The 12,914-nt window shown below is 42.6% G+C and carries 10 protein-coding genes; 7 read left to right on the forward strand and 3 right to left on the reverse strand.

The features are described 5' to 3' along the window. Both AB4232_RS11530 and AB4232_RS11535 read left to right on the forward strand, forming a co-directional pair. A partial coding sequence (locus AB4232_RS11530) for a hypothetical protein (protein ID WP_372087150.1) occupies window positions 1-1,463 on the forward strand: 1,463 nt, incomplete at its 5' end. Between the two features lie 210 nt (window positions 1,464-1,673). Beyond that, a complete protein-coding gene (locus tag AB4232_RS11535; RefSeq protein WP_009845506.1) occupies window positions 1,674-2,192 on the forward strand; it encodes a GNAT family N-acetyltransferase in 519 nt (172 codons plus the stop codon). A 113-nt stretch (window positions 2,193-2,305) separates the two neighbouring features. Here AB4232_RS11535 and AB4232_RS11540 read toward each other — a convergent pair whose 3' ends face one another. Beyond that, window positions 2,306-2,752 carry a DUF417 family protein gene (locus AB4232_RS11540; RefSeq protein ID WP_009845505.1) on the reverse strand — a complete coding sequence of 149 codons (447 nt, stop codon included), beginning with the start codon at window positions 2,750-2,752 and terminating at the stop codon, window positions 2,306-2,308. 281 nt (window positions 2,753-3,033) lie between these two features. On the opposite strand from AB4232_RS11540, the gene AB4232_RS11545 reads away from it, so the two are divergent. Further along, the gene (locus AB4232_RS11545) at window positions 3,034-3,396 is read left to right on the forward strand and encodes a RidA family protein (RefSeq protein WP_009845504.1); all 363 of its coding nucleotides are present in this window, start codon (window positions 3,034-3,036) and stop codon (window positions 3,394-3,396) included. A gap of 143 nt (window positions 3,397-3,539) precedes the next feature. Here AB4232_RS11545 and AB4232_RS11550 read toward each other — a convergent pair whose 3' ends face one another. Continuing rightward, window positions 3,540-5,126, reverse strand: coding sequence for a BCCT family transporter (locus tag AB4232_RS11550; RefSeq protein WP_009845503.1), 1,587 nt, complete (start codon window positions 5,124-5,126; stop codon window positions 3,540-3,542). A 450-nt stretch (window positions 5,127-5,576) separates the two neighbouring features. Here AB4232_RS11550 and AB4232_RS11555 point away from each other — a divergent pair, with 450 nt between their 5' ends. Continuing rightward, window positions 5,577-8,735, forward strand: coding sequence for a chitinase C-terminal domain-containing protein (locus tag AB4232_RS11555; protein WP_372087151.1), 3,159 nt, complete (start codon window positions 5,577-5,579; stop codon window positions 8,733-8,735). 292 nt (window positions 8,736-9,027) lie between these two features. Further along, window positions 9,028-10,491, forward strand: coding sequence for a diguanylate cyclase domain-containing protein (locus tag AB4232_RS11560; protein ID WP_372087153.1), 1,464 nt, complete (start codon window positions 9,028-9,030; stop codon window positions 10,489-10,491). 90 nt (window positions 10,492-10,581) lie between these two features. Here AB4232_RS11560 and AB4232_RS11565 read toward each other — a convergent pair whose 3' ends face one another. Beyond that, on the reverse strand, window positions 10,582-10,836 hold the full coding sequence (locus AB4232_RS11565; RefSeq protein ID WP_009845500.1) for a YgjV family protein: 255 nt from the start codon (window positions 10,834-10,836) through the stop codon (window positions 10,582-10,584). A gap of 268 nt (window positions 10,837-11,104) precedes the next feature. Here AB4232_RS11565 and AB4232_RS11570 point away from each other — a divergent pair, with 268 nt between their 5' ends. Continuing rightward, the gene (locus AB4232_RS11570) at window positions 11,105-11,689 is read left to right on the forward strand and encodes a DUF4136 domain-containing protein (RefSeq protein WP_009845499.1); all 585 of its coding nucleotides are present in this window, start codon (window positions 11,105-11,107) and stop codon (window positions 11,687-11,689) included. A gap of 178 nt (window positions 11,690-11,867) precedes the next feature. Further along, on the forward strand, window positions 11,868-12,914 hold a 1,047-nt coding region (locus AB4232_RS11575), incomplete at its 3' end, for a serine hydrolase (RefSeq protein WP_372087152.1).

Below are 12,914 nucleotides of genomic sequence, written 5' to 3' on the forward strand. Positions count from 1 at the left end.
AAATGAAAATGAAAATGATGATACCAATTTTGTGCGTTCTGGCCTTATCAGCTTGTGGTGGCGGCGGTGATGGTGGGAGTAATCCGACAATTCACAAAAAAGCTACTGGAAAAGTAATCGATGGTTATATTGTTGGCGCTACCGTTTTTCTAGATATAAATAATGATGGTAAGTATAACGCAAACACTGAACCTAGAGCTTTAACTACAAAAGGTGGTAGTTATGAGCTTGACCTAAATGAAACCCAAGATAAATGCCTTGGTTATGCTCCAACGATAGTAGATGTTCCTGTTGGCGCTATTGATGAAGATTTGGGGCCTGTGAAAAATGCTTATCGTATGGTCTTACCCCCTGAATTTAAAGAACAGGTCGATTTCAAAAACCGTTTTATCACCCCTTTAACTTCATCTTTATGGGCGACAGTAGAAACAAGTAATGGTAAAAGTAACTATACGTGTCAGGATCTAATGAGCGATATAGAAAAACAAACTAAACAGGCTCAAGCGTTAGAGCATGCTCTTACAGAAACAATTCGCACATATAATATTTCTGAGGCTAAAATTTATGGTGACTTTATTGCATCCGAAGATAGTGACCTTGCCTTAAAGGCCCAAAATATCGTAACAGGTCTAAAGAAATCGTTCAAAGATACAAAAGATTTACAACAAACCAACCCCAATAGCTATGTGCAAGTTCATTACTACTTCAAAGATGAAAACGGCGCTAGGAATTGGTATAAAAAGGTTTATATTTCTTCTCTAGGTACTAATCAATCAGCAAAGCAAACAACCACAAAAATGAGCGATGATTTGTTAACAGAGGTGGAAGTGTTGTCTGAGTCCACATCGGTTAACCTTTCAACTCAGTGGGGTGTTTACAACAATACTTTTGATATTGCTAGTATTAACAACTTTAATAGCAGCATCCGTCCGGGGTGTACATTCACAGAGAAAATCATTATTAAAGATGATAAATTTGATAATGTACTATCTAACATTGCCTACGATGGTAATATACATAACTTAGTAAATTGTCAATCTCTGGATCTAACAAATAAAATAGTCTCTAGAACTACTTCAACTTGGAAATATAACAAGAGTATCAAAGAACAATTAAATCGTACTTATGTCGACTGGAATGAGCATACTTTTGGAAAAGGCGATGACTTTGGATTATCGACAGTCGTTAATGTTAAAAGTCATTTAAATAGTTTAGATACTGAAAATATCAAAACAAACATTATGGGTAGATATAAAGATTACTCTAGTAATGAATTAGGTGACGCATCTAAGGTCATACGGTCAAAGATAGTTAATGATCAGAGTAAAGAAATCACCTATTGGAAAACACTCTTTCGTGCATCTCCGACGACATATTCACGAAGAATAACATCGTCAGATCAAACTTCTGTATACGAAAAAAGTACTGACGGAACTAATTGGGTAGTATCGAGTAAACCGTAGTCGTTAAGTATGTATATAATTGATGGGGTGGGTCGCTTAAATGTCACGCCCCATTCACTTCTATTAAAAAATATCTTCCTATGCCCACTAGAACCTCACTTTCAGCTGCTAACTCTGAAATAAGTAGTGACGTACCGTTTACTCAGAGATTTGGGTACTCGAATTTCAATCGTAGGCAAGGCTTTCGAAATAACCATTGGGAGTACTCGTATGGATGTATTTTTGCATTTACTTCAAACAAGTGATGCTAGGGCGCTCTTGGAATTTGAAGTAGACAATAGAGATTGGTTCGAGATGTCTGTACCACCACGGGAAGAAAGTTTTTATTCACTTTCAGGTGTAGAGAAGCAGATTGCTAGTTTTTTAGCGGAATATGAAAGTGATGAGATGATTCCTATGTTGATAAAAGATGAACAAGGGATTATCTGCGGTAGGATTAATGTACGTGACATCGACGAACACGGAGAACGAGGAGAGCTAGGCTATCGAGTGGGTCACTCCTTTAGTTCTAAAGGCATTGCGTCTAACGCGGTGAGGAAGTTACTTATCTATTTGGCGGAGCACTCTTCCCTTAAATATGTGGATGCCTATGCGTTAGGGGGTAATGTTGGTTCCAACAAGATTTTATCCAAGGCCGGTTTTGGCTTAGTTGAGCGTGTAGAGAATTACGCGTTATTCAAAGGGCAAAATCAAGACGCTAATTATTATCGTAAGGTATTAGCTGAGTAGGTGAGTATCAGTGCCTTATTCATTAGAAGCTGGCAGCGTCCTTCTAGCCAGCTTATGGTTTTATGTTACTTAAAATAGATCTTTAGGTTTACGGCCACTTATTAGATTTACATTTACTTCTGAGGCTTGTTACGTTCGATTACGCTAATAGCGATAGCCAAAAACAGAATATCTTTCACTAGGAAGAAGTTAGTGACTAAGATGCCATCCGATACTTTCCAAACGTTTGGCGTGGTGACTAGAAAGCTCAGTGTCACAACAAAGATAGCCGCTGCTGCAATACCTGAATAGAAAGCAATTGTCGGTTTCTTAAATCCAACGAGCAGTCCAATCGCAACAACGATTTCCGCGCCACCCACCATGTTAGAGACGGCTTGTACTGAGAACAGTTTGTAAAGCCAGTTCATTGCTGGGTGGTTTGCAATTAAAGGCTCAATTAGCATCGCTTCAGTTGGCGTAAACTTGTAAATACCAATCCAAGCTAACACTAATGCTACACCAATCACGCCTAGGCTGTATCCGACGTTACTCTGTTTTAAATCATAGGTTTGAACATGCATAAAAGTACTCCATTTAATAAAATCTCTGAATATGACCGCAAGAGTTCAGATTAAATTTCGCGTTGAGAGTAATACTTAATATATTTATCTAGAAACTCAATAGATGGTGATTTATTGTTTTGATATTAATGCGTAGGCTAGTGATGTTGAACACCAAAGTCATAGGTTGGCGATAGTGCTGTTTAGCCGGTACTACGAGCTTTCTAATTTTTGTTTTCAATGTTAGGAATTTGGATTAGATTACGCTGATGTGCACCCTAATTATAAGAAGAGTATAACCAGTGAAAATTCATAGAATTAACCCGACCAAGCGTTGGTCTGATGTGACTGTGTTTAACGGTATTGCAAGCTTTGTTGAAGTACCAGAGACGGATACAACGGCAGGAATTAAGAGTCAGGTTCAGCAAATCTTCGAACAAGCTGAAGAAATGATGAGTTTGGTAGACAGCGATAAATCTCGTGTATTGTCAGTGACTATTTACCTAACGGATTTCGCTAACTTTGATGCACTCAATGAAGTGTGGGAAGAGTGGTTCCCTGAAGGCTGCGCGCCAAGTCGTGCGTGCGTGAAAGCAGAACTCGCTAACCCTGAACTATTGGTTGAGATGTCATTCATGGTTGCTGCTGGTGAAAAGTTTCAATAAGCCGAAATCTCGGTAGATACAAGCGCTAGTAGACATAACTATTAATAAAGTCGACAGCGAACAGATAAAAAAAACCACTCAGGTGAATCACTTGAGTGGCTTTTTAGTGTTCTACGCTATCCGAAACTAAATCGGATTAGGTATTAAGCGAGGCCTTGATCTCTTGCCATCTGCTTTGCGATCTTCGGAGCATGCCATAGACATGGCAGCAAGATAAACGAAACAGGAACGGCAGTGATCACAATGAACGACTGCAGAGCTGAGATGCCGCCAGAGCCCATTGAGATAAGCGCGATAGCCACTGCCCCCATAATGACGCCCCAGAATGTTCTAACTGCTGAGTTAGGTTCTGTTGTACCAGTCATTACTACACTGATGGTGTAGGTCATTGAGTCACCTGTGGTCACAATGAACGTGGTCGTCAGGATAAGGAACAGGATTGCAATCAGAGTCGGGAACGGTAGTTGCGAAGTAATAGCTAGTAGTACAGCTGGAAGGTTGAAACCTTCGAATGCGCTAGATATTACGCCTGGGTTCTCTAATTCAAACGCTAAGCCACTACCACCAACAATGCTGAACCAAAAACAAGTCACAAGCGGTGCAACGATGCTGATAGAAACGATCATTTGGCGAATAGTTCGGCCACGTGAGATACGAGCAATGAAGATCGCCATCATTGGGCCATAACCTAAGAACCAACCCCAGAAGAATACAGTCCAGCCACCTAGCCACGCAGTATCTTGGCGGTATAGCGCCATTGGGATAAAGTTGTCGACCATTTCACCGATTCCTTGTAGGTAACCATCAATGATAAAGCTGGTTGGGCCAACAAGGAGAATGTAAACGATTAGGCACACCGATAAGATGATGTTGTAACGGCTTACCAGTTGGATGCCTTTACTTAGACCACTTAATGCCGACAGCGTATACATTGCAATAGCGAATAGAATAACGACGCTTTGGGTAGCAAAGCTGTCAGAAATTCCAAACAGCTCGCTCAACGCGTAGCTGATCTGTAGGCCAAGGAAGCCGATAGGGCCGATTGTACCTGCGGCTACTGCCACAATGCTGCACGCATCAACGACGTTACCAATCCAACTGTTGATTGCCTTGTCGCCCAGTACTGGGTAAAGCAGGGTGCGTGGCTTAAGAGGAAGGCCTTTTTCGTAGTGCAAGTACATAAGCACAATCGAAGAGAGACCACCTAAGATAGCCCATGCAAGGAAACCCCAGTGCATGAAAGATTGTGATAGTGCATTGAATGCCATCGCTTGAGGGTCTGCATTGCCATACAGCGGTGGAGCTGAAACAAAGTGAGCAATTGGCTCTGCAGCTGCCCAGAACACGCCACCACCCGCAAGCAGTGTACATAGGACGATAGACATCCATTTAAACGTGGTCATTTCTGGTAGGGCAAGCTTCCCTAAACGAACATGGCCTGTGCGACTTAGTGCAAGCACTAAACCGATAATGAAATTGAGTAGTAGTAGGACTTGCCAGAAAGCACCGAACCATTTAGTTGAGTAACTAAAGCCGATGTTGACAAGTTCGGACAATACGGAGGTGTTGGTGAAAGCAAGGATGACAAAGAGGGTCAGGAAACTGCCACTCAGCCAAAAGACTGGGTTTCCGAGTTCCAGTTTTTCACCCAAAGATTGAGCTCTATTGAAATCGATAGAAGTAGATTCTGCGTTGATGTTTTCGTTGGCGACTTGCGTCAAGTTGGACATTATTTCTTCGCTATATTTGGCTCTTTCAAGCCTATGTATTTCTCCCACATTCGGATAAAAATGTGAGGCTCGTCAAAAAAGCCGCTGATACTAACATATTTGTTATCCAAAAGTGGGCGATTTCATAAAATAATCTCAAATCGCCCCTAATTCCCTACTTTTTGGTTAGTTTTGATACGAATTCTCATCGAATCTAAATCATATTTCTAAATTTTGAGACACTATTTTTTTAGCTTTGCGAAATAAATTAATATTAGTTGTTGGTGCAAAATAAGTGTCGAGTCATTGCATGCTATAAACAAATTAATGCGAGTCATTTTATAAATAAGGAATATTTTAGGTGTTTAATTGGCACTGTTACCTACAGTTGTTTTGCGAAGGAATTTAAGTGGCAAAAAAAGTGTCATTTACTTTAAATATCTTAAAACAACAACTTAAGGGACTGCAAACATGCACCTAAATCAAGGAAGAGTGGCCAAAAAGGTTTTTACACTCAGTACTCTCACTGCGTCATGCTTAATGGCTTTCAATAGCTATGCGGCTGTGGATTGCTCAACGTTAGAAGCGTGGGATCCTGCCACGGTTTACACCGGCGGCGATCAAGTTTCACATGACGGTAGTGCTTACAAAGCCAATTATTGGAATCAAAATAACAACCCAAACCAATTCGAAGGTGACCATGCACAATGGAAGAAGGTTGATGTGTGTAGCGGTGGTGGTACGCCCAATGAAGTGCCAACGGCTTCGTTAACGACTCCATCAGCCTCTGACATAATCACTGAAGGCGATAACGTGGTGTTGAGTGCAACGGCGCTAGATTCTGACGGCAGTGTTACCTCGGTTGAATTCTTCATTGATGGAACTTCAGTTGCGGTTGTAACAGCTGCACCTTTCGAAGCGGCTTGGGCTGCAACGTCTGGTAGCCATCAGGTTTCGGTTGTTGCTACAGACAATGAAGGCGCGGCTAGCTTAGCGAGCGCGGTCTCTATTTCTGTCGATTCAGTTACACCTGGAAATGAAGCGCCGACAGTATCGGTTGCGCTTTCTGCAGCTGCGGTTGATGTTGGTGGTGTGGTAACGCTTACCGCAACGGCAACAGACAGCGATGGTACGGTTGATAAGGTCGATTTTTATGTGGCAGGTTCTTTAGTCGGAACGGCTGCGACAAGCCCATACACGCTTAACTACACAACCACTCAAGCGGGTTCTTTAGCGGTTTACGCAAAAGCGACTGACAATCAAGGCGCAACGACAGATTCAGCGCTGGCTTCTTTGACGGTGAATGGCGTACCAACGGTGAGCACTTGTCGACCTGATGGCTTGTATCAAACTCAAGGTGTCGATGTTCCTTATTGTACGATTTACGATGATGAAGGCCGTGAGAAAATGGGCGCGGATCACCCACGTCGTGTCATTGGTTACTTCACCAGCTGGCGTGCAGGGGATGACCCACAAGCTGCTTACCTAGTAAATGACATTCCTTGGGAACAACTCACACACATTAACTACGCTTTCGTGAGCATTGGCTCAGATGGCAAAGTAAACGTGGGTGATGTGAACGATCCAAACAACGCAGCGGTTGGTAAAGAGTGGCCGGGCGTGGAAGTTGACCCAGCATTAGGCTTCAAAGGTCACTTCGGTGCATTAGCGACAGCGAAGAAAAAACACGATGTTAAGACTTTAATCTCAATCGGTGGTTGGGCGGAGACCGGTGGCCACTTTGCCACTGATGGTAGCCGAGTGGCTGATGGTGGTTTCTATACCATGACGACCAATGCTGACGGTTCTATTAACCATCAAGGTATCGAAACATTCGCAACTTCAGCGGTTGAAATGCTTCGTAAATACCAGTTCGATGGTCTAGATATCGATTACGAATACCCAACGTCAATGGCGGGCGCAGGCAATCCGTACGATAAAGACTTTATGGAACCACGTCGTCAATACCTATGGGCTTCTTACCAAGTGTTGATGAAAGTGTTGCGTGAGAAGCTTGATGCAGCCTCTGCGCAAGACGGCAATCACTACATGTTAACTATCGCGGCGCCTTCTTCGGGTTACCTACTGCGCGGTATGGAAACATTCGATGTAACCAAATATCTCGATTACGTAAACATCATGTCTTATGACCTTCACGGTGCGTGGAACGATCACGTAGGTCATAACGCTGCGTTGTTTGATACAGGTAAAGATTCAGAGTTAGCACAGTGGAACGTATACGGCACAGCGGCTTACGGCGGTATCGGTTATCTGAATACGGATTGGGCCTACCACTACTTCCGTGGTTCTATGCCAGCAGGTCGTATTAACATCGGTGTGCCTTACTACACACGTGGTTGGCAAGGTGTAACTGGTGGTGAGAATGGTCTTTGGGGCCGAGCAGCACTGCCAAACCAAGCTGAATGTTCAGCAGGTACTGGTGAAGGCGAGAAGAACAACTGTGGCCATGGCGCAATTGGTATCGATAACATGTGGCACGATACTGATCCGAAAGGCAACGAAATGGGTGCAGGTTCAAACCCAATGTGGCATGCGAAGAACTTAGAGAAAGGCATTTGGGGTTCTTATGCAGCAGCTTACAAGCTTGATCCTGTTAACGATCCTTCAGATGTTCTAATGGGGACTTACACGCGTAACTATGACGGCGTGGCTGTTGCTCCTTGGTTGTGGAACGCAGAGAAGGGCGTATTCCTTTCAACGGAAGATAAAGATTCTATCGATGTGAAAGCCGATTACGTTATCGACAAAGAAATCGGTGGCATCATGTTCTGGGAACTAGCAGGGGATTACAACTGTTACGTACTCGATGCGAACGGTAACCGAACTTCAATCGATACAACCGAACAGGCGTGTAATAGCGGAAACGGTGAGTTCCATATGGGTAACACTATGACGAAAGCTATCTACGATAAGTTTAAGTCAGCTACTCCATATGGAAACAAGGTTGCAACGGGTGCTATCCCAACGGAAGCATTAGATATTACTGTTTCTGTAGGTGGCTTCAAAGTCGGTGATCAAAACTATCCAATTAACCCTAAGATCACGTTTACAAACAATACAGGTCAAGCGCTTCCTGGTGGTACTGAGTTCCAGTTCGATATCCCAGTGTCTGCACCTGATAACGCAAAAGATCAATCGGGCGGTGGTTTGTCTGTGATTGCTTCTGGTCACACTCGTGCCAATAATATTGGTGGTCTAGATGGTCCGATGCACAGAGTAGCGTTTACATTACCTGCATGGAAAGAGCTTCCTGCTGGTGGTGTGTATGAACTCGATATGGTTTATTACTTGCCAATTTCTGGCCCTGCAAACTATACAGTGAATGTGAATAGTGTCGATTATGCATTTAGCTTTGAGCAGCCGGATCTACCACTGGGTGATATCAGTACTGGTGGCGGTAATCCTGGTGATGGCGGTACCAACCCAGGTACATGCGATACTGCGGGTTTAGCTGTATATCCCGACTTACCTCAGAAAGATTGGGCGGGTAACCCAAGCCACGCAAACACGGGCGACCAAGTGGTTCATAACGGTAGTGTTTACCAAGCAAACTGGTGGACAAGTGCCGAGCCGGGAAGTGACGGCAGTTGGACCAAAGTGTGCTCTTAATTTAATGCTAAGCAATGTATTTATAGACAATAGAGCGTAGTAATAGGTAATAAATGCGAATGCTTTTAAGTCGATTTATCAGGGCTTTAGTATAAATTAAGTTATCAATTTAAACGTAAAATCAAAACGCCGAACTGAATCCAGTTCGGCGTTTTTGCTATAAGTCACAGATTGCACATGAAGAGCGCTATTAATATCGACTATCGTTCAGTAAAATCGATAAATGTGATATAAAACAATCTACTTATAAAAACAATAGCGTTACCTAAAATTTAAAAGCTATGAGGTGATTTTGAAAGTAAGACGTAAGTATATCCTCAACTTTTCCATCGTGTTGGCCCTCGTATCTTTGGTCCTCTCTGCTATTCAATTTAACCGAACCAAAGAATCACTTTTAGAGTCTAATCAATTCTTCTTCCGTACTATTGTAAACGCAAGCTACGACATCGTAGATACTACCGTTAACGAAGCTATTAAAACCTATCTCAAAGGTGTGACTGATACTGTCGCTTCTCACACACTAGGTGTCACTCCAGAACAAGAAGTTAAAGAAGTCATCCGAATTGCTAACGAATTGGTGATTGGAGAGTCAGGTTATATCTATTTGATGTCACCACAAGGTGTCCACCTGTATCATCCGTTTTTACAAGGGCAAAATCGCGCGCATTTAACCCATATTCAAACGCAACTGACCTCAAAGTCTGGAATGACTCAGTATTCTCATGCTAATCCACATGAAGTCGGCAAGCGTGCGAAGGTCGCGTATTCAGTGAGGCTACCGAGTGGTAATACATTGGTGGCGACCACTTATAAAGATGAACTCATGTACTTGGTCGATCTCGAAGCGCTTAAAGATAAACTAAGAAAGTATTCATATGGCGATAGTGGTTATGTATATATTGTTGATTTGCAAGGCGAGCTAGTCCTCCGACCCAATTTTGAACACGAACACTTGAAAGCCTTAATTGGTTATTCATCAGAGTTGCTCATCGATAAGGTCGTTGCTGAGCCTGAAGGGCATTTTAGTTACTCAATTTCAGATGACAACGGTACGACAAACAAAAACATTTTCTATAAGTTCTACCCATATCTGAATTGGATCATTTCTGCTGGAGTTTTGGAGCAAGAGCTCAATAAGAACCACAGTTTATTGCTAGTTAGTTTGATGACCTTGGTTATAAGTTTGCTTAGCATCATCGCCGTTTTGGTGCTTTACCTGCGGCACCGTCATTTAAAGATCTTAGATGTAGCTAGCTTAGATTATCTTACGGGGTTGAGTAATCGGCGGGACTTTATTTCTCAGGTTAAGATGAGAATTTTAGAGTGTTCGCCTTATCCGTTAAAAGGTGTTGGTATCATTCTTCTAGATATTGACCATTTTAAATCGGTAAACGATCTACACGGGCATAATGAAGGCGATAGAGTGATCTGTGCCGTTGCAAAAGTATTGAAGCAATTTGCAAATGAAAATCGTCTAATTGCTCGCTATGGCGGTGAGGAATTTATCTTTGTGACTTTTGATTGCAATGAATATCAATTGTACGAGTTGTCGGAAGAGCTTAGGCGTAGCGTCGAAAAAATTGAGGGGTTAGTGTTACCTGTAACGGTCAGTGTTGGGTGTCGCTATGCAAATGCACTGTTCCACATAGAAGGCACGATAGACCAAGCTGACAAAGCACTTTATCAAGCGAAAAAGAATGGACGCAATAACACACTGGTGTACAGAGAGAGTCAATATCGTATTGTCTGTAATTGAAGTTTTCTAAAACTGATAAGCATGAAAAAGCCCAAATAGAACGTTCTATTTGGGCTTTTTTAGAATTGTTTGAAAGTGCTAGCCGTTAATCTAAGCTTTTGCTGCTTTCATCGCTTCATTTTTTTTTTCCTTTTGCATTTTTGCAAGGAAGTAGATGTTCACACAAGCGATGAAACCGTTGGTTGCAACCACTGGCCATGCATCAATCATAACGCCGTATGCTGTGAATAGAGTACAGCCAACAAAGTTAAGGACACGCAGACGCACGATATCTTTCATTGTTAATGAAATTGCGACCATAATAGATGCCGCGTAACCTAAAATTTCAACCATATTGAATTCCATTGTGTGACCCTCTTAAATTTGCCGATGCTTTATCGGTACCAATTCTTCTCTTCATGAGATGATTGAGGAAGCTCCGTGCCCCGAATGGTTTGGTTATGTTTAACTAAGTTTACTATACCGAGTCTATTTCTGTGGTTAAACCCCCAAAATGAGTAGAAGTGAAGGTTAGCGATTACGCAAACGTTTAATGATCTTTCTATTAATATAATTACTGTTTATGTTGAAGGTCAAATTGATAATTATTCTTGTATAGGAAAGGAAGCCGCGAATGATAAAACGATTCATATGTGCAACAAAAGGCGTAAATAAAGTCGCGTTGTTGGCTTTGATAGCGATTGGACTGACAGCGTGTACAACCAATGAAACGACTCCAACTCACAATTATGGCGTGGTGACCAGTGGTGACTTTGATTTCATGAAGCATGGGGTAGTCACGTACTCATGGCATCCCGAATCAGAGCAAGTGTACCTTTCTGAAAAATATGACAAGACGGTCGTCACTGATCTTGTACGCGAAGCGATTAAAGAACAACTTTCATTGAAAGGTTATCAGTTGAAATCCGGGGCTGGTGATGTCGTAGTGGGTTTTGGATTAGCTGAAGAATCTGAACTGAACGATGAATCGATCTTTGATGCGATTCAGCTATCTACAGGTGTGCCATTTTATAGTGATGATGGAAAGGTAAGCGAGAAAGGATCTTTGTATATTGCTTTTTTTGTTCCTAATTCGGAAGTTATACAGTGGCAAGCACTGGCGCAGTCTGGTATCCAACCTGATTTAGAGCCGAGCGAAAGCAAACAGCGGGTTATGGGCTTTGTTGAAATGTTATTTAGACGTATGCCCGAGAGGTAAAGCGAAGTGTTGAATGCATTCATTGAGTCAATCGTTTTTGTGTAAAAAACGAACAGGTCGCAGATTATACTTTTTTATTTGTAACGAACCGTACAAATACGTAAAGCAACGTAAAGTTCGCGCTTCTTTTGCTAGCATTTGTCTATACTGAACAAAACGTTAACTTAGGTTTAATTCAATGAAACGGTTCTCAAAATACTCTCTCCCTCTATTAAGTATGTTCATTGTAAGTAACGCAGCGATCGTAGCAAATACTGCTGTCGCGGCACCTTCTATAGTACCAAGCCCACCTAGCCTAGGCGCAAAAGGGTATGTGTTAATTGATTTTAACTCTGGTGATGTGCTGGTAGAAAAAAACGCACACACTAAGTTGAACCCAGCGAGTTTAACCAAGCTTATGACCAGTTATGTGGCTGGACAAGAGATGAAACGAGGTAACATCTCTGCGGATGATCAGGTGCGAATTAGCGAAAACGCATGGGCGAAAAACTTCCCTGATTCTTCAAAAATGTTCATCGAAGTGAACACTGATGTCGCGATGATGGATCTTTACCGTGGCTTGATTATTCAATCAGGGAACGATGCGAGTGTTGCGATTGCAGAACATGTTGCTGGCTCACAAGATGCATTTGTTGACTTGATGAACTCTTGGGCAGCTTCGCTAAAACTGGAAAATACCCATTTTGCGAATGCACATGGTTTAGATGCGGACGATCTCTATTCAACGCCTTATGATATCGCTCTATTAGGCCGTGCGATTATTCGCGATTTACCGGATGTGTATGGTTTATACAGCGAACGCTCGTTTAGCTACAACAAGATTACACAACACAACCGCAATGGCTTATTACGTGATAGAAGCTTGACGGTCGATGGCATGAAAACAGGCTACACCTCTGGTGCCGGCTACAGTTTAGCGAGTTCGGCGACACAAGGTGAGATGAGACTTATTGCGGTTGTGATGGGCGCATCAAGCGTTAAGAGTCGTGAGTCAGACAGCAAACAATTGTTGAGCTATGGTTTTCGTTTCTTCGATACGCTAAACCCTCATCAAGGCGGTGACCAAGTCGCTGAAGAGAAGGTGTGGTTTGGTGCTCAAGATACGTTGAAGCTAGGCGTTGCAGAAGATACGCTAAACCCTCATCAAGGCGGTGACCAAGTCGCTGAAGAGAAGGTGTGGTTTGGTGCTCAAGATACGTTGAAGCTAGGCGTTGCAGAAGATACG

It is taken from the genome of Vibrio sp. 10N.286.46.A8, from assembly GCF_041470165.1.
Taxonomy (GTDB): Bacteria; Pseudomonadota; Gammaproteobacteria; order Enterobacterales; family Vibrionaceae; genus Vibrio; species Vibrio tasmaniensis_A.